At 61.8% G+C, this 21,471-nt stretch carries 23 protein-coding genes; 11 read left to right on the forward strand and 12 right to left on the reverse strand.

Annotation, left to right across the window (positions count from 1 at the left end; genetic code table 11):
- The first annotated feature begins 70 nt into the window (after nucleotides 1–70).
- The 3 genes from EDY99_RS03470 (at nucleotide 71) to pbpG (ending at nucleotide 3,245) form a co-directional block, all read left to right on the forward strand.
- Nucleotides 71–1,015 (forward strand): GlxA family transcriptional regulator, encoded by a 945-nt coding sequence (locus EDY99_RS03470; RefSeq protein WP_033642266.1) that lies wholly within the window; start codon nucleotides 71–73, stop codon nucleotides 1,013–1,015.
- A gap of 45 nt (nucleotides 1,016–1,060) precedes the next feature.
- Nucleotides 1,061–2,164: an adenosylhomocysteinase gene (locus EDY99_RS03475; protein WP_033642267.1), complete on the forward strand. Its 1,104-nt coding sequence runs from the start codon at nucleotides 1,061–1,063 to the stop codon at nucleotides 2,162–2,164.
- 151 nt (nucleotides 2,165–2,315) lie between these two features.
- Nucleotides 2,316–3,245 carry a D-alanyl-D-alanine endopeptidase gene (gene pbpG / locus EDY99_RS03480; protein WP_033652380.1) on the forward strand — a complete coding sequence of 310 codons (930 nt, stop codon included), beginning with the start codon at nucleotides 2,316–2,318 and terminating at the stop codon, nucleotides 3,243–3,245.
- A gap of 34 nt (nucleotides 3,246–3,279) precedes the next feature.
- Here the strand turns inward: pbpG and EDY99_RS03485 are convergent, their stop codons facing one another.
- Nucleotides 3,280–3,735 carry a GNAT family N-acetyltransferase gene (locus tag EDY99_RS03485; protein WP_046686614.1) on the reverse strand — a complete coding sequence of 152 codons (456 nt, stop codon included), beginning with the start codon at nucleotides 3,733–3,735 and terminating at the stop codon, nucleotides 3,280–3,282.
- A 76-nt stretch (nucleotides 3,736–3,811) separates the two neighbouring features.
- Here EDY99_RS03485 and EDY99_RS03490 point away from each other — a divergent pair, with 76 nt between their 5' ends.
- From EDY99_RS03490 to EDY99_RS03500, 3 genes are all read left to right on the forward strand, one after another.
- Nucleotides 3,812–4,216, forward strand: a complete 405-nt coding sequence (locus EDY99_RS03490) for a VOC family protein (protein WP_033652382.1) — start codon at nucleotides 3,812–3,814, stop codon at nucleotides 4,214–4,216.
- 83 nt (nucleotides 4,217–4,299) lie between these two features.
- Nucleotides 4,300–5,265, forward strand: a complete 966-nt coding sequence (locus EDY99_RS03495; RefSeq protein ID WP_230079615.1) for an alpha/beta fold hydrolase — start codon at nucleotides 4,300–4,302, stop codon at nucleotides 5,263–5,265.
- Between the two features lie 120 nt (nucleotides 5,266–5,385).
- Complete coding sequence (locus tag EDY99_RS03500; RefSeq protein ID WP_047572268.1) at nucleotides 5,386–6,306, forward strand: DUF808 domain-containing protein; 921 nt, start codon at nucleotides 5,386–5,388, stop codon at nucleotides 6,304–6,306.
- Nucleotides 6,307–6,535: 229 nt separating this feature from the next.
- On the opposite strand, the gene EDY99_RS03505 is transcribed toward EDY99_RS03500, so the two are convergent.
- The 5 genes from EDY99_RS03505 to EDY99_RS03525 all read right to left on the reverse strand — a co-directional run bounded on the left by EDY99_RS03505 (nucleotide 6,536) and on the right by EDY99_RS03525 (nucleotide 10,141).
- Nucleotides 6,536–7,078, reverse strand: coding sequence for a GNAT family N-acetyltransferase (locus EDY99_RS03505; protein ID WP_072055787.1), 543 nt, complete (start codon nucleotides 7,076–7,078; stop codon nucleotides 6,536–6,538).
- Nucleotides 7,079–7,232: 154 nt separating this feature from the next.
- Nucleotides 7,233–8,045 (reverse strand): MetQ/NlpA family lipoprotein, encoded by an 813-nt coding sequence (locus tag EDY99_RS03510; protein WP_033642272.1) that lies wholly within the window; start codon nucleotides 8,043–8,045, stop codon nucleotides 7,233–7,235.
- A gap of 130 nt (nucleotides 8,046–8,175) precedes the next feature.
- Nucleotides 8,176–9,027 (reverse strand): DUF1460 domain-containing protein, encoded by an 852-nt coding sequence (locus EDY99_RS03515; protein ID WP_033642273.1) that lies wholly within the window; start codon nucleotides 9,025–9,027, stop codon nucleotides 8,176–8,178.
- Between the two features lie 104 nt (nucleotides 9,028–9,131).
- On the reverse strand, nucleotides 9,132–9,674 hold the full coding sequence (locus EDY99_RS03520; RefSeq protein WP_033642274.1) for a GNAT family N-acetyltransferase: 543 nt from the start codon (nucleotides 9,672–9,674) through the stop codon (nucleotides 9,132–9,134).
- Nucleotides 9,674–10,141: an acyltransferase gene (locus EDY99_RS03525; protein WP_033642275.1), complete on the reverse strand. Its 468-nt coding sequence runs from the start codon at nucleotides 10,139–10,141 to the stop codon at nucleotides 9,674–9,676. The genes EDY99_RS03520 and EDY99_RS03525 overlap by 1 nt, the downstream gene beginning before the upstream one ends.
- A gap of 204 nt (nucleotides 10,142–10,345) precedes the next feature.
- Here EDY99_RS03525 and EDY99_RS03530 point away from each other — a divergent pair, with 204 nt between their 5' ends.
- Nucleotides 10,346–10,936 (forward strand): Yip1 family protein, encoded by a 591-nt coding sequence (locus tag EDY99_RS03530; protein ID WP_019453944.1) that lies wholly within the window; start codon nucleotides 10,346–10,348, stop codon nucleotides 10,934–10,936.
- A 62-nt stretch (nucleotides 10,937–10,998) separates the two neighbouring features.
- Here EDY99_RS03530 and EDY99_RS03535 read toward each other — a convergent pair whose 3' ends face one another.
- Nucleotides 10,999–11,850 carry a DMT family transporter gene (locus EDY99_RS03535; RefSeq protein WP_033642276.1) on the reverse strand — a complete coding sequence of 284 codons (852 nt, stop codon included), beginning with the start codon at nucleotides 11,848–11,850 and terminating at the stop codon, nucleotides 10,999–11,001.
- Between the two features lie 546 nt (nucleotides 11,851–12,396).
- On the opposite strand from EDY99_RS03535, the gene EDY99_RS03540 reads away from it, so the two are divergent.
- The 3 genes from EDY99_RS03540 to EDY99_RS03550 are packed head-to-tail and all read left to right on the forward strand — an operon-like array spanning nucleotide 12,397 to nucleotide 15,156.
- Nucleotides 12,397–13,179, forward strand: coding sequence for an ABC transporter ATP-binding protein (locus tag EDY99_RS03540; protein WP_180995579.1), 783 nt, complete (start codon nucleotides 12,397–12,399; stop codon nucleotides 13,177–13,179).
- 16 nt (nucleotides 13,180–13,195) lie between these two features.
- Nucleotides 13,196–14,152 (forward strand): ABC transporter substrate-binding protein, encoded by a 957-nt coding sequence (locus EDY99_RS03545; RefSeq protein ID WP_096242031.1) that lies wholly within the window; start codon nucleotides 13,196–13,198, stop codon nucleotides 14,150–14,152.
- Nucleotides 14,149–15,156, forward strand: a complete 1,008-nt coding sequence (locus EDY99_RS03550) for an iron ABC transporter permease (protein ID WP_033652390.1) — start codon at nucleotides 14,149–14,151, stop codon at nucleotides 15,154–15,156. Before EDY99_RS03545 ends, EDY99_RS03550 begins: the two co-directional genes overlap by 4 nt.
- 13 nt (nucleotides 15,157–15,169) lie before the next feature.
- Here the strand turns inward: EDY99_RS03550 and EDY99_RS03555 are convergent, their stop codons facing one another.
- The 5 genes from EDY99_RS03555 to EDY99_RS03575 form a co-directional block, all read right to left on the reverse strand.
- Nucleotides 15,170–16,693 carry a sulfite reductase flavoprotein subunit alpha gene (locus EDY99_RS03555; RefSeq protein ID WP_123061466.1) on the reverse strand — a complete coding sequence of 508 codons (1,524 nt, stop codon included), beginning with the start codon at nucleotides 16,691–16,693 and terminating at the stop codon, nucleotides 15,170–15,172.
- Between the two features lie 5 nt (nucleotides 16,694–16,698).
- Nucleotides 16,699–17,124 carry a PAS domain-containing protein gene (locus tag EDY99_RS03560; RefSeq protein ID WP_089194411.1) on the reverse strand — a complete coding sequence of 142 codons (426 nt, stop codon included), beginning with the start codon at nucleotides 17,122–17,124 and terminating at the stop codon, nucleotides 16,699–16,701.
- A 219-nt stretch (nucleotides 17,125–17,343) separates the two neighbouring features.
- A complete protein-coding gene (gene dld / locus EDY99_RS03565; RefSeq protein WP_033642281.1) occupies nucleotides 17,344–19,050 on the reverse strand; it encodes a D-lactate dehydrogenase in 1,707 nt (568 codons plus the stop codon).
- Nucleotides 19,051–19,176: 126 nt separating this feature from the next.
- Nucleotides 19,177–19,971: a type I methionyl aminopeptidase gene (gene map, locus EDY99_RS03570; protein WP_033642282.1), complete on the reverse strand. Its 795-nt coding sequence runs from the start codon at nucleotides 19,969–19,971 to the stop codon at nucleotides 19,177–19,179.
- Nucleotides 19,968–20,171, reverse strand: coding sequence for a ParD-like family protein (locus EDY99_RS03575; RefSeq protein WP_006324220.1), 204 nt, complete (start codon nucleotides 20,169–20,171; stop codon nucleotides 19,968–19,970). Before EDY99_RS03575 ends, map begins: the two co-directional genes overlap by 4 nt.
- A 168-nt stretch (nucleotides 20,172–20,339) precedes the next feature.
- On the opposite strand from EDY99_RS03575, the gene ddlA reads away from it, so the two are divergent.
- On the forward strand, nucleotides 20,340–21,443 hold the full coding sequence (gene ddlA / locus EDY99_RS03580; RefSeq protein ID WP_015377061.1) for a D-alanine--D-alanine ligase: 1,104 nt from the start codon (nucleotides 20,340–20,342) through the stop codon (nucleotides 21,441–21,443).
- Nucleotides 21,444–21,471: the final 28 nt, after the last annotated feature.

The following is a 21,471-nucleotide window of genomic DNA, read 5'->3' on the forward strand; positions in this document are numbered from 1 at the left end:
GTTGGACCTGGGTCATAATAGCCGCCCTGTTTTTGGCTGATATGACAGATAACCCTCAAAAAGCGCCATCATGAAAACGATCGGTTTTGTGGTTTTTCCCGGTTTTAACCTGCTGGACTTTGCCGGGCCGCTGGCGGCGTTCGATAACGTCAGCCAGTTCACCGACCCGCCGGCCTACCGCTGTGTGGCGATCTCGCCGCAGGGCGGCATGGTCGCCAGCTCGGCCGGGGTGGAAATCGCCACGCAGCCGTGCGGCGACGAGCGTTTCGATACGTTGGTGGTGGCCGGCGGCAGCGGCAACGTGATGGCGGCGCAATCACCGGCGCTGGCGGCGTTCCTGGCCAACCAAAGCCGACGAGCGCGGCGCATCGCCAGCGTATGTACCGGCGCGTTTATTCTGGCGGCCTGCGGGCTGCTGGACGGCAAGCGCGCCACCACTCACTGGTATCACGCGGCGCGGCTGCAGCAGAACTACCCGCGCATTCGCGTCGACAGCAACCGCATCTTCATTCGCGACGGGGATATCTGGACCTCGGCCGGCATCAGCGCCGGCATCGATCTGGCGTTGGCGCTGATCGAAGACGATCTGGGCGCCACCCTGGCGGCGGCCGTGGCGCGGCAGCTGGTGGTCTATCACCGCCGCCCCGGCGGGCAGTCGCAGTACTCGCTGCTGCTGGCGCTGAATCCGTCGTCGGATCGCATGCGCACCGCGCTGTCGTACGCGCGCGAGCATTTGCATCTGCCGCTGTCGGTGGCGGATCTGGCCGACGCCGCCTGCCTGAGCGAGCGGCAATTCGGCCGGCTGTTCCGCGCCGAAACCGGGCAGACGCCGGCCAAGGTGATCGAGCAGCTGCGGGTAGAGGCGGCCAGAGGGCGTATTGAAGAGAGCGCCGAACCGCTGGAGGCGATCGCCCGCTCGGTGGGGTTCAGCGATCCGGAGCGTATGAGGCGGGCGTTTATCCGCGTATTTGGCCTGTCTCCGCAGGCGATCCGCCGGCTTGGCCGCGCGGGATAACTTTTTTGCCACGCCTGGCGGCGGGGCGCATCAGAGGAGCAACGGATGTATCAGGATTTTGAGAGCGAATTGAGCTGGGCGATGCGTCATATGCCGCGCACCCGGGCGGCGGTGGCGGCGTTGCCGGACCTGCACGGGGTGCGGTTGGCGTGCAATATGCACCTGGATCTGAAAATGGCGCCGCTGGTGGCCGGCCTGCTGGACAAGGGCGCGGCGATCTTTCTGACCACCTGCAATCCCACCACGGTACAGAACGACGTGGTGGCCTGGTTGGAACGGCGGGGCGCGCAGGCTTACGCCTGGCGCGATATGAACGCCGGCGAATGGTCGGAATCTTTCGATCGCGCGCTGGCCTGGCGGCCGACTCACCTGTGCGAAATGGGAGCGGATCTGACCACCCGTCTGCACCAATCGCCGAACGGCCCGCAGATCGTCGCCGGGCTGGAGGCCACCGGATCAGGCATCAGCCGGTTGAACGGCGTGGCGCCGCGCTACCCGATCTTCAACTGGGACGATCTGCCGGTGAAAGAAGGGCTGCATAACCGGCACATGGTTGGGCTGACCGCCTGGCATACCTTCTTCCAGACCACCCATTTGACGCTGCACGAGAAGCGCGTGCTGGTGATCGGTTACGGCCTGGTCGGGCAGGGCACGGCGGCCGCGGCCAGAGCCTACGGCGGCCAGGTGATGGTGGCGGAAATCGATCCGGCGCGTGCGCTGCAGGCGCGTTATGACGGCTGGCAGGTGGTGGATCTGGCGAGCGCGGTCGCGCAGGCGGACGTTATCGCCACCGCGACCGGCGCGAAAAACGTGCTCTCGGCGCAGCATCTGCAACAGGCGCAGGACGGCGTATTTATCCTCAACGTCGGCCACGTGGCCGAAGAGATCGATGTCGGCTTCCTCAAGAGCCTGCCGCACCACGAGCCGATGCCTTATGTGAATGCTTACCAACTGAATGAAAAGACGGTCTATTTGCTGGCCAACGGCTCGATGTTCAACCTGACCGCCGGCTATGGCGACAGCCTTAACGCCTTCGACGTCACGCTGGCGGTGATGGCGGCCGGCATCGGCCATATCGTCGGCGCGGGAGCGCGGCAAACGCCGGGGCTGTACCTGTTGCCGCAGTCGGCGTGGCAGCCGGCACTGTAACTTTTTCCCCGCGGGCGTTCATCCCAGAGCGCCCGCGGGCTGTACCGATTTTCGGCCGACAGAATTTGTCACAAATCCGCCTTACAATCCCAGTGCCAAGCGCTGAACCCTCACATATAATTCGCTGAGTTCAAGCCCCCATTTCAGAGTAATGCCTGTGAAAATACGTGTTTTGGTTCTGACTCTGCTCGCTTTACAGACGGGCGCGGGCTTTGCGCCGCGCGCGCTGGCCAGCGATAACGCCGCCGCCCTGCACGCCGCCCAGCCGGAGCTGGCTTCCGGCAGCGCGATGGTCGTCGATATGCAAACCCATAAGGTGATGTACGCGCGCAACCCGGATGAGGTGGTGCCGATCGCCTCGATCACCAAGCTGATGACCGCCATGGTCACGCTGGACGCGCACCTGCCGCTCGACGAGATGCTGTCGGTGGACATCCACCAGACGCCGGAGATGAAAGGGGTGTATTCGCGGGTGCGGCTGAACAGCGAAATCAGCCGCAAGGATATGCTGCTGCTGGCGCTGATGTCGTCGGAAAACCGCGCGGCCGCCAGCCTGGCGCACCACTATCCGGGCGGCTACAACGCCTTCATCAAAGCGATGAACGCCAAGGCCAGGGCGCTCGGCATGACCAATACCCATTATGTGGAACCGACCGGGCTCTCTATTCATAACGTGTCGACGGCGCGCGATCTGACCAAACTGCTGATCGCCACCAAGCAATATCCGTTGATCGGCCAGCTCAGCACCACCACCGAACGCATGGCCAGCTTCAAGGATCCCAACTACACGCTGCCGTTCCGCAACACCAACCACCTGGTGTACAACCCGAAATGGAACATTCAACTGACCAAGACCGGCTTCACCAACCAGGCGGGGCACTGCCTGGCGATGCGTACCGTGATCGGCAACCGCTCGGTGTCGCTGGTGGTGCTGGACGCCTTCGGCAAATACACCCACTTCGCCGACGCCAACCGTCTGCGCAGCTGGATTGAAACCGGCAAGGTGACGCCGATCCCGGCCGCCGCCCGTGACTATCGCCGCCAAAAAGACGCCCGTCTGGCGAAGAACGACAGCGAATAACCCGCCTGGCGGTCCGCCCGTTTGCGGCGGGCCGCTATCGGCCCTCGGGCCGTCTGATGACAAATCCCCGCTCGCGATCGCCGTCGAAGCCCGCTTTCAGGTAGAGCTGGTGCGCGCCGGTGCGTTGCTGCCCCGACAACAGCATCACCTTGTAACAGCCTTTGCGCCAGGCCAGCTGCAGCGCGTATTCGATCATGGCGAGCGCTACGCCGTGGCCGCGGTAGGGCTCCGCCGTCACCACGTGTTCGATGACGCCGAACGGCTGCGCCTGATGCGCCAGCCCCGGGATCAGCGCCAGCATGCAGGTGGCGATCGGGTGTTCTTCTTTCGCCGCCACCACCAGACGGATCGCCGGATCGTCCAACAGGCGTTGCAGGGTACGGCGCGCATCGTCGGCGCGCAGCGGCGCGTCCTGCGGGCGCAGCTCGCGATATAAGGCTAACAGGCCGTTGAGATCGTCCGGCTGCGCCAGGCGATGAATGATGCTCATGGTTGCTCCTTTCCGCCGCTTCAACGGTAATCCGCTATCCTCCATTAATACCACAACGTTTGCCGGAGGGGATGTTATGAGTCAGGTTTCGACCTTTGTCATGTTCCAGGGAGAGGCGCAGCGGGCGATCGATCTCTACAGCCAGGTGTTCGAGCGTTTTCGGCTCATGCAGGTGCAGCATTACGATCCGACGCCGGACGGCCGGCGGTTGATCAAGCATGCGTCCATCGATTTTGATCGGCAGAACCTGGTGTTTACCGATAGCCCGATCAGCCATGACTTCAGCTTTACCCCGGCGGTGTCGCTGTTCATCAACCTGCCTAACGAAGAAGCGTTGGAGCGGGCGTTCCACCGGCTGGCGGAGGGCGGCAAGGTGCTGATGCCGCTCGATGACTACGGCTTCAGCGCCCGTTTCGGCTGGCTCAACGATCGTTTCGGCCTTTCCTGGCAGCTCAATGTGCCGGCGGGCGATCTGCCCTGAGCTCAGCGCGCGGCGTGCAAAAGGGATGGTAGCGCCTACTGTTGTTTCATATGCTTATCGCCATGGCGGCAGGGCTCTCTGCCGTGGGCAATACCGACAACATCATGGAAAGGTGCGCTTTGATTGATTTTGACCGCTATGTTGAGCAAGCGAAGTCTTACGGCGAGTGGCCGGGCGGGCATGTGGACATGTCGTCCGGTTGCGTCGAGGGGTTGAGCTATCGTCTGTATCGGCACGCAGCCGAGAGTGAAGACGCGATCGTGGTTTATCACGGCGGCGGGGTTAACAGCGCCGCCGGGTATGACATTCTTGCGCGCCAGCTGGCCGCCGAGCCAACGCTCGCGGTGTGTCTGGTGGATATCCGTGGACATGGCGATTCCACGGGAGAGCGGGGGACGGTTGAGCGGCCTGAGCGTATTTGGCGCGATGTCGATGTCATCCTGGTGGAAATGCGCCGCCGGTTTCCGTTGGCGCGCAGGCACCTGCTGGGCCATTCGAGCGGCGCCGGCATGTTGCTCAACTACCTGACCCGTTACCCTGGCGAACAGCAGGCGGACAGCCTGATCATGCTGGCGCCCGAGCTGGGGCCATTTTCCGGGATGGCCCGCGATCTGGCGGCGACGGCCCGTTTTGCGCAGGTGCGACAATGGCCGTTTGTCGCCAATGCGCTCAGCGGCGGGCGCTGGTTTGGGCACGTTCGGGCGGTCAGCCTGAATTTTCCCCCGGCTGTGCTGGCCGCCGCCCCCGATTTTGTCTGCCAATACAGCGTCAATATGGCTAACGCGTTGACGCCTCGCGCCCCGGCCAGGCAACTGGCGGCGCTGCGATTACCGACCTTGCTGCTGGCGGCAGCGCAGGATGAGTTGTTCAATGCGCAAGCGATGCAGCGCTTCGTCAAACAGCATGGCAACGCCCAAACCGCCTTTGGTTTGCTTGAAGGCAGCACGCATTTATCGTGCGTATTTGATGCCCATCCCCTTGTCCTTCAACATATCTCGCGTGCGGCCGCTACCGGATCCGATGAGGGGCCGGCGGGCGAGGGGGTTTAACGTCGGCGCGGGGCGGCCATTGCTGGCCTGGCGTTTTCCTCTCTCATCCTATATCCCTGCATGGCGCTTAACCGCTATGCTAAACAAATAATAAATGTGAATGTAAAAGGATGAATCATTTTGGCAGGAAGTAGCTTACTCACTCTCATCGACGACATCGCCTCATTGCTGGACGATGTCTCTTTAATGAGCAAGATGGCGGCGAAAAAAACCGCCGGGGTGCTGGGGGACGACCTGGCGCTCAACGCGCAGCAGGTCACCGGCGTTAAAGCCGACCGCGAGCTGCCGGTGGTGTGGAGCGTCGCCAAAGGCTCGCTGATCAACAAGGCGATCCTGGTGCCGTTGGCGCTGCTGATCAGCGCCTTCGCGCCCTGGGCGATTACGCCGCTGCTGATGGTGGGCGGTGCCTACCTGTGTTACGAAGGGTTCGAAAAGGTGTTCCACAGCCTGAGCCCCGGCAAGGCGGCGCAGGAGGAGACATCGGACGGGCCCGGCGCCAATGAGGACGCCACGGCCTATGAAAAGCGCAAGGTGAAGGGGGCGATACGCACCGATTTTGTGCTGTCCGCCGAGATTATCGCCATCACCTTGGGCACGGTCGCCGGCGCCACCTTTAGCCAGCAGGTGATCGTCTTGTGCGGCATCGCCGTCGTGATGACGCTCGGTGTGTACGGCATTGTCGCCGGCATCGTCCGCCTGGACGATCTGGGGCTGTATCTGAGCCGCAAACGCAGCGCGGTGGCGCGCTCCCTCGGCGGCGGCATCGTGCGCGCCGCGCCTTATTTGATGAAAACGCTGTCGATCGTCGGCACTGTCGCCATGTTTATGGTCGGTGGCGGTATTCTGACCCACGGTTTGCCGCCGGTGCATCATCTGTTCGAAGACTGGGCCTCGTACACCACTGTGGTGCCGACGTTTGGCCATCTTTTGCAGGGGGTGATCCCGGCGCTGTTGAACGTGGCGTTCGGGCTGGTGGCCGGCGGTGTCGTGCTGGCGGTGGTGTCGGCGCTGGGTGCCGTGCGCGCGCGTTTCAAGGCTTGATGAAAAGTCTCGCCCCGGGAGGGGCGGGACGTATCAGACGGATTAAAAGATCAGTTTGAGAACGCCGGTAATCGTCAACAAACCCACGATGAAGATGATGGCGACAATCCACAGAATAATTTTCATTGGCTTCTTCCTTACCGGTTAAAGGTGGGGCGCGATTGGCGCTAACTTAATGAAATCATTCTTCACTATAGACGCTATCTCTCTATCGTGCGTCGTCATGCCTTCACGGGCGCCGCTTGTCGCCCGCGCCCAGCGCGCGCTGCATAATCTGCGTGTCACGCCATTCCCCCAGCTTGAACCCCACCGCTTTTAACGTCCCTGCACTGGTGAAGCCGAGTGACTGATGCAAGGCCAATGAGCCGCGGTTGGCGGCGGAATCGCCGACGATCGCCAGCATCTGGCGCCAGGGGCCTTGTTCGCAGCGGGCGATCAAGGCGCTCAGAAGCGCGCTGCCGATGCCTTTACCCTGTTGCCCTTCGGCGATGTACACCGAGTCTTCCACGGTAAAGCGGTAAGCCGGCCGGGGGCGATAAGGCGTGGCATAACAGTAACCCACAATGACACCTGCGCTTTTCGCCACCAGCCAGGGCAGGCCGGCCTCCCGCACCTTGCTCAGGCGCAACTGCATTTCCGCCAGCGTCGGCGGCTGCTCTTCAAATGAGGCCGCGCCGTACAGCACGTGCTGGGTGTAAATACGCAGCACGGCGGCCATATCGTCCGGTGTGGCGTCAAGAAGGCTGAGTACGGGGGCGGAGAGCGTTGTCACGTGTCTGTTTACCTTGAAAATCAGCGGATAAACGCCATTATGCGCGCTGCTCGCCGCCGGGATAAATCGGGTTTTCTTATGGTGAGATAAGAAAAGGCGATGATGAGCGGGAAGGGGCTCTTTGGGGAGAGCCCCGGAGGCGGTTTGCCTGGCATTACCAGCCTTTCACCGCGCCGCCGTTGAAGATTTTTTCGGCGGCTTTGGCCACTTCATCCGATTCATAGGCTTTGATGAAGTTCTGCACGTTCGGCGCGTCCTTGTTGTCTTCGCGCGTGACGATGATGTTGGTGTACGGCGAGTCTTTATCCTCGATGAAGATGCCGTCTTTGGTCGGCGACAGGCCGGTTTGGTTGATGTAGGTGGTGCTGATGACGGCGACGGTGACCTTCGGATCGTCCAGCACATGCGGCAACTGCGCGCCTTCCAGCTCCATGATCTGGTAATGATGCGGGTTGGCGCTGATGTCCAGCGCGGTAGGCAGCAATCCTTTGCCAGGCTTCAGGCTAATCAGCCCGGTTTTTTCCAGCAGCAGCAGGGCGCGTCCCAGGTTGGTCGGATCGAGCGGAATGGCGATCACCGCCCCGTCCGGCAACTCTTTCAGCGATTTTATCTTTTTGGAGTAGCCGGCCATCGGGAAGACGAAGGTATTGCCGACCGCCACCAGCTTATAGCCGTGATCTTTGTTTTGCTGTTCGAGGAACGGGCGGTGCTGGAACACATTGGCGTCCAGTTCGCCTTTGTCGGTGGCGTCGTTCGGCAGCAGCGAGCCGCTGAAACCGACCAGTTCGACGTCCAGCCCGTATTTCTCTTTCGCCACCTGCCTGGCGACTTCTGCCACGTCTTGTTCCGCGCCGTTGATGACGCCGACTTTGATATGGTTTTGGTCGGTTTTTTGATCGCAGCCCTGAAGCGCCAAGACGGCGGCGAAGGCCGCCGCCAGAGGGGTGATACGCCAGCGTAAGGTCATCGAACTCTCCCTGAAAAGAACAATAAAATCAGTTGGTTTTTGTTCTTACAGCTAAGCCTGAACCGCCGATGAAGTCAAACGCTCGTTCAGCATAAACGGCTATAGCTTATAGCCGTTATGCGATGGGGGATTATCGGCTGAGCGAACGCAGCACCACGATGCCCGGCGTGGCCATCACATAATCCATAAAGGGTGAATCGACGACCTGCATGTTGGCCTTGCGCGATGAGGCGTTGCGCAGCACCGGGCCGTTGTCGGTCATGACGAAGATGCCGGTATGGGTCACGTCCAGCCCGGCGAGGTTGGTGTAAATGCCGATGTAGTCGCCGGTGCGCAGCTGAGCCAGCACCTTGTCGTCGACGCGGTCGCTGGGAATGTAGGTCACGCTGCGCTGCACGACGGGCAAGCCGGGCAGGTAGCTGCCGCCGTCGGCTTTCTGATTGAGGTTTTTCACGAGGCTGACGGCGTGCGGGCTGAGCTGGGCGGTGATGTCTTCGGCCACTTTTTTCGGCCGCTGCGCCCAGTCGGTGAAGAAGTGTTTGCGCTGCGGGAAGGCGATTTTGCCGTCGACATAGCGGATGTCCACCAGGCGCTGAACGAACTCGGCTTCGCTGCGGGCGGTGCTGAGCGCTTCGACATAATCGATGTAGGTGAAGCAATCCAGCCCGCGGAAGTCGATCACCAACTGCTCGGGCGTGCTCTGCGAACCGATCAGGCGGTTGGCGAGATAGGGCGTGCCGAGGAATTCGCGCGAAATCAAATCGACGGTGCGGCCATGCGGCTGCGCGGCGGGCCAACCGGCGCGCAGTGCGAGGATCTCACGCAGCTTGCTGCGGGTGCTGTCATCCATCTGCGGTTGCAGGTTCGGCGGCGAAACGGCGGCGTCGGTCGGCGGCGTTGCGGGGGTGACGGCGGTGGGGCGATCGGCGCATCCGCTCATGGCGATAGCTAACATCAGTAAAACAGCCTTGTTCTTGTTCATACGGCCCTCCATGGGTGTCGCTGGTTTATCAGAGTAAGTGATAACAGTTCTCATCCGATGGTAGGGGTTAAAAAGTAAACATAACCTCAATGGCAATCGATAAATCAGTAACCGATTTCGCTATTGAACGGCAAATACCAGAACAGCGCGATTTCGTGATCGGCGATCTCCGGTTCGGCGCGGTACAGCAAGCGATCGATGCCGCCGAGGATAAACCCATAGTGCTGGTAGCAGCGGCAGGCCGCCAGGTTGTTGTTCTGCGTTTCGAGCATCATACCTGAGGTTTCCTGCTGCCGCGCCCACTGTTTGGCGCAGTCCAGCAGCGCCCCGGCGATGCCTTGGCGGCGCGCGTCAGCGCTGACGGCGATCTCGTCGATCAGGGTGTAGCCGTTCCAGTTTTTGCTCAGCGTGATGTGGCCAACGGCGTCGTTCTGGCGATAAGCCAGGAAGGTCACGCTGTCTTCGTTGGCGAACGGCGCCAGGGGATAGCGTTTGCGAAACGGCGCCACCGGGCGGGTTGGCCAGCTGTCCACCGGGCTGTCGAACTGCGGCAGGGCGTAACAGGCGATGGTGAAGCTGAAATCGCCGCGGGCCAGATAATCGTCGGGCAACGTCTCAATGGCCGCGATGCGGATGGTCGGGTTCATTACGGCAGCTCCCGCAGCAGACGCGCCGGGTTGCCGGCGTAGATCCCCTTGCGGGTGATGTCGCGGGTCACGACCGCCCCGGCGCCGATCACCGCGTCGCTACAGATCGTCACCGCCAGGATCGTGGCGCCGGAACCGATGGACACCCGATCGCCGATGCAGGTGCGCCCCCAGCTGGCCGGATCGGCGTTGGGCGCGCCGTCTTTGAACAGATCGTTGGCGAAGGTGACGCCGTGGCCGACAAAGCACGCTTCGCCGAGGGTAACGTATTCGCAGATAAAGCTGTGCGACTGAATTTTACTGCGCGCGCCGATGCTGACGTGGCGCTGGATCTCGACGAACGGGCCGACGAAGACATCGTCGCCGAGCCGGCAGCCGTAAAGATTGCAGGGTTCTACCACGGTGACGTTGCGCCCGGCGTCGACGTCGACGATCCCCGCCTGGCGGGTGATGATAGCGGATGACATAACCTTCCTCACAGCCTGGGTTTAATGGGGGGAGTATAAGACAAAGCGCCGCGCCTTTCGCTTTCCGCACGTTTTTTCGCCAAAAGACTATAATTAGTACAGGGGAGAGAGCCCCGTGGCCGCAATCCTCGCACGGGTAGCTGTCCGTCAGAGGTGTGAAATTCGTTCGCCGATCGCGGCCTACGGCGAGATAGGAGGTGTCTCATGGTCAGTCATGTTTGGGGACTTCTGGCGCATCCCAGCGCCGAGTTCGAACAGATCAAAAGCGAGAATGAAAGCGTCTCGCACCTATACACCCATCACGTGTTGCTCTTGGCAGCAATCCCGGTGGTCTGCGCCTTTATCGGCACCACCCAGTTGGGCTGGCTCTCCGGCGAGGGACATGCCATCAGGCTCGACATGTTTACCGCGTTTTATACCGCCGTGGCGTTCTACCTGCTGATGCTGGCAGGCGTAGCGGCCATGGGGAAAGTCATTCACTGGATGGCGCGGCGTTATGAATCGCGCCCAAGCCTGCACCGCTGCATGGTGTTCGCCGGCTACGTGGCGACCCCGATGTTCCTCAGCGGGGTAGTGGCGCTTTATCCGGTCGTCTGGCTGTGTCTGTTTGTCGGCATTATCGGCCTGTGCTATTCGGGCTATCTGCTGAATCTGGGGATCCCGCACTTCCTGAATATCGACAGTAAGGAAGGGTTCATCTTCTCCAGCTCGACCTTCGCCATCGGCATTCTGTTGCTCGAGCTGCTGCTTGGGGTGACGGTGCTGCTGTGGGGGTACGGTTCCTGGTTGTTCTGAGTTAACGGTTGTTGTTATCGCCCCCGCGCCGGTGGAACGGCGCGGGGGCTTTTGTTTTTAGGCTATGCGCGGCGGAAAACCAGCATCACGCCGAGCACGATGCCCGCCATGCCCAGCAGGCTCAGCGCGGCCAGCGCGTGGCCGAGCAGCAGATAATCCAGCAGAGCGGTGACCGCCGGGATCAGGTAGAACAGGCTGGTCACCTGCACCAGGTTGCCGCGCTGGATCAGCCGATACAGCAAGAACGTCGCCAGCACCGAGATCACCACCGCCATCCACAGCAGCGGCAGCACGAACTCAGGCCGCCATTCGACCCGCAGCGGCTCAAACGGCAGCGCCAACGCACACATCAACAGCCCGACGGCATACTGCAGCGGCAACACCGCCAGCGGCGGCTGCGTCATGCCCTTTTGCAGCAGGGTGCCGGCGGTCATGCAGCCCAAGGCGATAAAGGCGAACAGCATGCCGCTCAGCGAGAAATGGGCCACCATCAGGCTTTGGTACACCACCAGCGTCAGCCCCGCCAACGCCAGCGCCAACCCGAGCGCGCGCAGCCCGGCGCAGCGCCGTTCGGTAATGAACTGGGTCAGGATCGGCTGTACGCCAAGCAGCGTGGCCAGCACGCCGGGGGTAATGCCCCGTTCGAGGGCCAGCAGATAGCAGATCTGATAGCTGCCGATCATCAGCACGCCGATCAACGCGACGCGCCGACGGGTGCCGGCGGCGGGCAGGCACTGGCGCTGCCACAGGCCGATGGCCAACAGCACCGCCAGCGCGATGGCGCAGCGGAAGAACAGAAAAGCGAAGGCGGAGGCGTGCTCCAACCCCCAACGGGAGAAGATCGCGCCGCTGCTCCAAAGCAGGACGAACAGCGTAGCCAGGCCGGCATTGGCCCAGAGAGAAGGTAATCGCATATCAATTTCACCTGTCGTGAAAATTACAGGCTCCGGCGCGCGCGGCGGTCTACGCCTGAACGCAACAAATCAACATAAGCCGGAGGTAAAAAGTCGGTGTGGCTTAGCGCACGACCACAAGGCGTGGCGGGTAAGCGGCAACCGCGGAAACGACAGAGAAAACGGCGGGTGGAGCGGAGGAAGCACACAGCAAAACGACGGCCGGAACGGTCGCGTTTGTCGGATCTGTGCTGTGCGCCAGGTAGGTCATGTGAGTTCCAGAAAACCGTGAATGAAACCAATCGCTTCAAACATAGCCAAGTTCAGCGTGGCGTGCAACCGAAAATCACAGAATCATAAATGATAATGAAAATCATTATCATTAAATTAAAGGTGTGCTATGTTGCTGCAAAAACGCAGTTTTAGCGCCAGCGCGAGGCGCAAGGGGGTAGGCTCCCCGCCGCCGTTTCCCGTCATGCGTGCGGCGAGAGACTTTACGATTCGTTTTTGCAGAGGGCGCGCATTCGTGATAAAAATATTGATATGTTATAATATAACAATTAACGCATGATGAATTCAGCTCACGACATCCTCCATGTTGATGGGGTTAGCCTGACCGGCCACGGCGGGGCCTCGATACTCTACAACATCCATTTCACGCTGCGCGCCGGAGAGAAGCTGGCGGTGATCGGCCCTAACGGCAGCGGCAAATCCAGCCTGTTGCGCACGCTGATCGGCGAAACGCGGCCGGACAGCGGCGAGATTTACTGGCGAGGGCGCGCTTTGTCCGGCTTGTCGGCGGCGGAACGCGCCAGAAGCATCGCCTTTCTGGCGCAAAACGATCTGCCGGATTTGCGGCTGTCGCTGGAGGACTATGTGGCGTTAGGGCGTTTGCCGCATGGCGAACGGCCCGCGGCGGGAAAACGCATCGTTGACGAGATCATCGGGGAAACCGGCCTGGCGCCGCTCAGGCACCATCCGTTGGGGCGGCTCTCGGGCGGCCAGCGTCAGCGCGCTGCGTTGGCCCGGGCGTTGGCGCAGACTCCCGACCTGTTGTTGTTGGATGAGCCGACCAATCACCTCGATCCTCCCGGGCGTTCGGCGCTGCTGTCGTTAGTAAAACATAAAGCCATCGCCGTGATTGCGGTGCTGCATGACCTGCCCGTGGCGGAGGCGTTCGCCGATCGGATCCTGGTGCTCAACGAAAGCCGCCAGGTGGCCTGCGGCTCGCCCGCGGCGGTGTTGCAAACCCCGGTAATTTTGCCGGTGTTCGGCATGCACAGTTTCAGCGTGGCGCATCCCGTCAGCGGGAAAACGCTGCGTATTTTTGAAGTTCCCCATTGCGCTTGATAAACCAGAGAGAAACATGAACATACGCGTATTCCCCTTGCTCCTGCTGTTGGCCGGCGGAGCGGCAGCGGCTGAAAAATTTCCCGTCACCGTAGAAAGCTGCGGGAAGCCGATCACCTTCAATCAGGCGCCGCAGCGCGCCGTCATCAACGACATCAATATGGCCGAGATGGCCTTTGCGCTTCATCTGCAGGATCGGATCGTCGGGCTGACCGGCATCACCGGCTGGTACAAATTGACGCCTGATTTCAAGGCGGCGATGGGCGCCATTCCCGAACTGGCGCCGAAGTATCCCGCTCTGGAAACGTTGCTGGCGGCGCAGCCGGACTTTTTCTTCGCCGGTTGGAATTACGGCATGAAGATCGGCGGCGACGTCACGCCGGAGACGCTCGCGCCGTTCGGCATCAAAACGCTGGTGCTGAGCGAGAGCTGCGTACAGGCCGGCGGCCGGCCGCAGAAGGCCGATATGAACCTGCTGTATGACGATGAGCTGAAGCTCGGCAAGATTTTCGGCAAGCAGCGAGAGGCCGCCGCGCTGGTTGAGGGCTGGCGCCGCCGGTTAGCCGCGCTGCCCGCCAGACCGGCGGGGCAGGCGCCGCTCAAGGTGTTCGTGTATGACTCGGGAGAAGAGAAGCCTTTTACCAGCGGTAAATACGCCATGCCGACGGCGATCGTCGAAGCGGCGGGCGGCCGCAACGTGATGGACGGTTTGGCGGCGAGCTGGACGACGGCATCCTGGGAGGCGGTGGCGGCGGCGGAACCCGACTTCATCATTCTGCTGGATTACCAGACCGGGTCAGGCGCCGAGACGCTGCGGCGTTTCCTCGAGTCTCATCCGTTGATGAAGTTGACACCTGCGGTACGGCACCATCGTTATCTGAAACTGCAGTATGCGGAGCTGACGCCGGGGCCGGCCAACATCGGCGCGGTGGAAAAGTTGGCGCGGGCGCTGTACGCGCCGGAGGCTGAATGAACTCGCCGACACGGCGGTTTATGGTGCTCGCGCCGCTGGCGCTGTTGACGTTGTGCGGATTAATGGTCTGGAGCCTGCAATTGGGCAGCGTCGCGCTGTCATGGCGGCAGGCGTTGGCGGCGTTAGGGATAGGTTCGGCGCCGCTTTCCGGCATGCTGGACACTATCGTCGTGCAACTGCGCGTGCCTCGGGCCTTGTTGGCGGCGTTGACCGGCGCCGGGCTGGCGATGACCGGCGCGCTGCTGCAGACCACCACCCGCAATGAGCTGGCCGATCCTTTTTTGTTTGGGCTCTCCTCCGGCGCCGCCGCCGGCGCGGTGCTGGTCATCACGCGCTTCGGCGATGCGCTGGGCGCGCTGACGTTGCCGCTGTCCGCTTTCGTCGGCGGCATTCTGTCCGCGTTGGCGGTGATGATCCTGTTTCGCGTCAGCCGGGTCAGGCGCGCCGAGCAGCTTATCGTCTGCGGCCTGGCGGTCTCATTTTTGTTCAGCGCGCTCACCAGCTATCTGGTTTTTTCCGGCGATCAGCGGGCGGCCGGTTCAGTGTTGTTCTGGTCGCTGGGCGGCTTGGGGTTGGCGCGTTGGGATAATTTGTTCATTCCGCTGGTGAGTTTCGCGCTGCTGGCCGGGTTTACGGCGCTGCGTTGGCGGGCGCTGGACGCGCTGCTGGCGGGTGAGCAAACCGCCCATTCGATGGGAGTCAACGTGGCGCGCCTGCGCACCGAGACCTTTTTGTGCTGCGCATTGTCTACAGCGTTTCTCGTTTCGCTGACGGGTGTGATCGGTTTTGTCGGGCTGATGGTGCCTTATCTGGCCCGGCGCCTGGTAGGTGTGCGCCACCGCTTGTCCGTGCCGATGTGCGGCCTGCTGGGGGCGATGCTGCTGACCGGCGGCGACATGCTCAGCCGCAGCCTGATCCCCAATCAGGAGCTGCCCATCGGCATCATTACGGCGGGGCTGGGGGGCGCGTTCATCGTCTCCTTGCTGCTGCGCGCGGAGCGGTGAACGCCGCCCTGTCTCAATAGAGCTCCAGGTGCAGCCGCTGCTGCTCAATCAGCGTCTGCCACAGGTTTTCCGCCCCGCAGGCTTGCTCCAGCGCCGTCGCCACGGCATGTTCCAGATACTGGCGATTGCCGCACAGGTAGACATGCGCGCCCCGTTGCAGCAGGCCGCTGACGGCATCGGCGTGATCGTCGATGGCGTGTTGCACGTAATACTTGTCGGCGGCGTCGCGCGAGAATGCCGTGATGAGCCGTGTGAGTACGCCCGTCGCGTTCAGCGTGACCAACTCCTCGCCATACAGGAAGTCTTCATCGCGCCTTTTCTCACCGAAGATCAGGACGGTTTCACGCCGTTCGCCCTGGGCGGCCATTTCGCGCAGTAAGCCAATCAACGGTGCGATGCCGGTACCGGTACCGATAAGCAGCACCGGCAAGGCGGTGTCGCGCGGCAGGTAAAAGCCGGGGTTGGCGCGGCAGAAGAGGCGGAAAGGGCCGGGGTGTTTGAGCAGCCAGCCGGTCGCCGTGCCGCGCCGCGTGCGGCCGCCGCGTTCATAACGCACGTCGCGCACGCACAGATCGAGGCTCTCTTCCCGCGTTGCCGAAGCGATGGAGTAGGCGCGCGGCAGGCAAATGGGCAGCAGCGCCAACAGGTTCTCCAGCGTGATCGCGTGCGGCGGGCAAAAATCGTGCAGCACGTCCAGCAGATCGGCGCCGTATAGATAACTCTCCAGGGATTTGCGCTGGCGGATCTTCAGCAAGCCTTTGAGATCTTCGCTGTCGGCCAACTGCGCCAGTTCGCGCAGCGTCGTTTTGCTGAGCTGGCGCAGCTCCCGGCGGCGCAGCGCGTCGGCGGCCTCCGGCCTGCCGAACCAGTCTGCCAGCCGGGTCAATAATCCTTCGTCGTTTTCCGGCAACAGATAGACGGTATCTCCCGCCCGGTAAACGATGCCGCTGCCGGCGATACTCAGCCGCAGGTGCCAGGCCTGCGGCGTGCGAGCGCTGAGCGGACGTCGTTCGAGGAGGGCGGCGCTGAACGCATGGTCTTCACCGTAGGCGGTCACGCGCAGATGCAAGTCGCGACCCGCCTGGGCATCGCCGGCCAGCACCTTATCCAGCGTCGTCAGCCAGGTCGCAAAGAACGGTTCGACGTTAACGTCGGCGTCGACGCGATTGACGATGGCGCGGGCGCCGTATTGCGTCAGGCGCGTATCCAGCGCCTGGGTAAACCCGCAGAAATGCGGATACGCGGTGTCGCCGAGACCGAAGATGGCGTAGCGCAACCGGGAGGGATCCGGCCATTGCGCCAGCGCGTCGGAGAAACGCTCGGCGTTGGCGGGCGGTTCGCCGTCGCCAAATGAGCTTGAGACGATCAGCAGGGCATCACGCTCGCCCACATCGGCGGGCTGGATGGCGTTGAGTTCTTTCACGACGGGGCGGTAGGGTTGCAGGCTGCTTTGCTCGCCCAGGCGCATCGCCAGCGCCCGGGCGTTGCCCGACTCCGAACCGTAACCAATCAGGATGCGTTCGATGAGGTCGGCCATGGCGGTTACTTGTCGTAGTGGTTGTCGAACTGTTCTTTGGCGAATTCCACCGATTCGAAGTCGGTCATCAGATCGTTGATCACGCGGCGGATGCTGATATAGGCCTCGATATTGCCCTGGGCGTCATACAGCGGTTGCACCGTGGTGTCGACCACGTACAGCACGCCGCCCTTGCCGACGTTCGGGATGATGCCGGTCCAGATGCCGCCCGCCTTGATGGTGTCCCACATCGCTTTGTAAACGGCTTTCGGCACGGAAGGGTGACGCACGATGCTGTGGGGTTGGCCCACCAGCTCTTCCCGGGAAAAACCGGTCAGCTGGCAGAACAGGTCGTTGACGTAGGTGATGGTGCCCTGCAGATCGGTGGTGGAGATCACCATCACTTTATCGAGCGCGGCCAACAGCCGGGCGGAATCGAGGGTCTGACTCATGGTAGGTTCCTTCTCATTAAGTTCGCGGTGAATGCCACGGCGGACGTCATGTATCCGTCATGACAGTTTTGTAATTGATTCTCATTTGCGATGAATGGTAATCGGGAATTTTATAAGTTGCAATAAAAATGCATCTTTAAGGACGCAGAAAGATCGCGATGAGGCAGGCTGGGGGGAGGAAGCCCGCGCCGGGTGCGGCGGCGGGCCTATCGGGCGGTCTTAGCGGGGGTCTTCGGCCCAGCCTTTGCGTTTGCTGGTTTTGCCGATGCCGGGGTTGAAGCTGTTGGTCGGATCGGCGGTGCGGTAGAACGCCTGCAGATCCGCCTTGGCGTGGTACAGGTGGCCAACGTTATGCTCCGCCGGGTACTCGGCGCCGCGCCGGTTGAGGATCTCGAGCATCTTTTCCTTCAGCGCGTGGCTGTCCACGCCTTTTTTCACTACGTAGTCCTGATGGAAGACGTGGCACATAAAGTGGCCGTAATACAGCTTATGCACCAGCTGGCTGTCGATTTCCGGCGGCAGGGTTTCGAACCAGTCGGTGTCGTTGCGGCGCAGGGCGATGTCCAGCGCCAGAATATCCTCCACCTTGTCGGCGTGCACCGCGTGGTAGCGCACGGCGGCGCCGGCGGCGGCGAAGCGGTGCAGGAAAGCCTTTTTGCCCTCGTCAGGCGTGCAGGCGAAGAAGGCACCTTCGGCCTGGGCGAAATAGTCGGTCAGGTAGCGCTGGGCCTCTTCCACGCCGGGGCCGGCCATCTTCAGCAGCAGATGGTGTTCGAAACGTTCGCGGTATTCCTTCATGCGTTTCGGCAGGTGGCTCGGCGCCAGATGGCTCAGGCCCTGCATCAGCCGATCGGTCAGGTTGTGCGGCAGCAGCGGCAGCTTGTTGAGGCTGGCGTCCATTCGGCCCTTCAGGGTGAAGAAGCGCGGCATCTGATCGGTGCCGAGCTTGTCGATCATCATGAAGGTGTCTTTGCCGTACACCTCGGCGATGTCGAAGATATCGCGGTGCATGTATTCACCGGCCACCGGCAGGTTTTCGAATTTGCTCAGCATGTGGCGGCGCAGTTCGGTCAGCACCGCGGTGTCGTTGGTGCCGATATAGAACACCTGCTCTTTGCCCTCTTTCTCGAAGGTGTCGAGCCGCACCGCGAACACCGCCAGTTTGCCGGCGCAGCCGGAGGCTTCGTACAGGCGGCGTTTGTCGGCGTTGAAGCGGGAAGGGGTGTTGGCGTCGACGTCGCGCACCCGGCTGGCGTACTCGTTATCCGAGGCGCGCAGCTCGCCGTATTCGACGTCGCTCGGGCGATAGTCGCCTTTTTCCAGCCGGGTGAGGATCTCTTCCGGCGTGTCGCCAAGCCGGATGCCCAGATGGTTGACCAGGCGCAGCTGGCCGTCTTCCCCGAGCTGGGCGTACAGCGCCATTTCGGTATAGGCCGGGCCGCGTTTCACCAGCGAGCCGCCGGAGTTGTTGCACACGCCGCCGATCACCGAGGCGCCGATGCAGGAAGAGCCGATCACCGAATGCGGTTCGCGGCCGTAGGGTTTGAGCAATTTCTCGAGGTGGTGCAGGGTGCTGCCGGGGAAGCCGACCACCTGCTTGCCGTTGTCCAGCACCTGAATATGGTCGAGGCGCAGGGTGCTGACGATGACGATGTCGCGATCATAGTCGTTGCCGCTGGGGGTTGACCCTTCGGTCAGGCCGGTATTGGCGGCCTGCATGATGACGATTTTGTCGGCGGCCACGCAGGCCTGCAAAATGCGCCACAGCTGCAGCAGGCTGGTGGGAAACACCACCGCCAGCGCCTGGCCTTCGCCGGAGCGGAACCCTTTGCGATACCGCTCGGTGTTGCGATCGCCGGTCAACAACTGCGGGCCGCCGACGATGTCCTTAAGCTGGTTGAGAAACGCCTGATTGCCTGACTGCATGCTGCCTGTCTCCCTGTCATCCCCGTCGCTTTAACCGCGGCGCCGGAGTGCCGCGCAGTCAGCTAAGAGGCTATCAATTAAATAACTTATCAAGCCATTAGCTTATTAAGCTAATGGCTTGAGGATTTAGTAGCGTTCGGCGTAACCGGCCCGACGCTCTTCGTCGCGCAGCGTCAGGATTTCCACGCCGTCGGCGGTGACCGCTACGGTGTGTTCCCACTGCGCCGACAGTTTTTTGTCGCGCGTCACCACCGTCCAGCCGTCTTTCTTCTGCTTGATGCGGCGGTCACCCTGATTGATCATCGGCTCGATGGTGAACACCATGCCTTCCTGCAGCGCCATGCCGCTGCCGGGTTGGCCGTAGTGCAGCACCGCCGGCTCTTCGTGCATGTCGCGGCCGATGCCGTGGCCGCAATACTCCCGCACGATGCTGTAGCCGGCCTGCTCGGCGTGGCGCTGGATGGCGTGGCCGATATCGCCGAGGGTGGCGCCCGGTTTCACCGCGCGAATGCCCTGCCACATCGATTCATAGACGTTGTTCACCAACCGTTTAGCCAGCGGCGTCACCTGGCCGATGCAGTACATCTTGCTGGAGTCGGCGATGTAGCCGCCGTTTTCCAGCGTGATGTCCACGTTGACAATCATGCCGGAACGCAGGATTTTGCTGGCCGACGGCACCCCGTGGCATACCACGTCGTCTACGGAGGTGTTGAGCACATAGGGGAAATCATACTGCCCCTTGCTGGCCGGGCGCGACTTCAGTTCTTCGACGATAAATGCCTCGGCGCGGTCGTTGATCTCCATGGTGGAGATACCTTCGACGATGACCTCATCGAGCATAGCAAACACTTTAGCCAGCAGAGCGCCGGAATGGCGCATTTTGGCAATCTCTTCCGGCGTTTTAATCACAATCTGTTTCACCCGACAATCTCCTTCAGCGTCAGCGCATTATCTTTCATCATTTTTTTTACCAGTTGCGGGTAGGTCAGTTCCGGATGGAACTCCGCCAGCATGCCGATCTTGATCCAGTACTCGGCCTGCGCGTTGATCGAACGCGTCATGGTCAGGCTGGCGAGGCGCAGATCGTCATGCAGCGCGTCCGAAATTTTTACGATGCCCATCGGCGTCTCCATAAATGAACGATATACGAAGTGTATACGTTTTGGATGGTCGCGATGTGGCATTCTGTGGCGTAAGAAGATTCTGGTAACAACGATTGCCGCCGCCAGGCAATGCGTTTATTGTGATGAACGACTTTTTTGCCATGATTTTTCAGAAGGATTTAAGGCGTGACTAAACTACGTGTTGGGGTGATTTTTGGCGGTAAATCGGCAGAGCATGAGGTGTCGCTGCAGTCGGCCAAAAACATTGTGGATGCAATCGACAAAGAGAAGTTTGACGTCACGCTGCTGGGGATCGACAAACAGGGGCAGTGGCACATCAACGACGCCTCCAACTACCTGCTCAACGCCGAGAACCCGGCGCTGATCGCGCTGAACCGCTCGAACAAGAACGTGGCGCTGATCCCGGGCCAGGAAAAACAGCAGCTGATCGAAGCGGGCAGCGCCGGCGCGCTGGGCCAGCTCGACGTCATCTTCCCGATCGTGCACGGCACGCTGGGGGAAGACGGCTCGCTGCAGGGGCTGCTGCGCATGGCCAATATGCCGTTCGTCGGCGCCGGCGTGCTCGGCTCGGCGGTCAGCATGGACAAAGACGTGACCAAGCGCCTGCTGCGCGACGCCGGGCTGGCGGTGGCGCCGTTCGTCACCCTGACGCGCGCCAACCGCGCCGGGTTCACGTTTGAGCAACTGAGCGAGCGCCTCGGCCTGCCGCTGTTCGTCAAGCCGGCCAACCAGGGCTCGTCGGTCGGGGTCAGCAAGGTGGAGAACCGCGCCGAGTTTGACGCGGCGGTGGCACTGGCCTTCAGTTTCGATCATAAAGTACTGGTGGAGTCGGCGATCGTCGGCCGCGAGATCGAGTGCGCGGTGCTGGGGAACGACGATCCGCAGGCCAGCGTGTGCGGCGAGATCGTGCTGAGCGACGCTTTCTACTCCTACGACACCAAATACATCAATGAGCAGGGCGCTCAGGTGGTGGTGCCGGCGGCGATCGCGCCGGAAGTGAGCGACCACATCCGTGAGGTGGCGCTGAAGGCGTTCCGCGCGCTGGAGTGCTTCGGGTTGGCGCGGGTGGATGTGTTCCTGACGCCGGATAACCAGGTGGTGATCAACGAGATTAACACGCTGCCGGGCTTCACCAACATCAGCATGTATCCCAAGCTGTGGGCTGCCAGCGGCGTCAGCTACCAGGCGCTGATCACGCGCCTGATCGAATTGGCGCTGGAGCGCCACCAGCAGGATCGCGCGCTGAACAGTTCGGTGTTCGATCGCTAAACGCGGCAGGGGGCGGCGGTGCCGCCCC

The sequence above is a fragment of the Serratia sp. LS-1 genome, assembly GCF_003719595.1.
Taxonomy (GTDB): Bacteria; Pseudomonadota; Gammaproteobacteria; order Enterobacterales; family Enterobacteriaceae; genus Serratia; species Serratia ureilytica.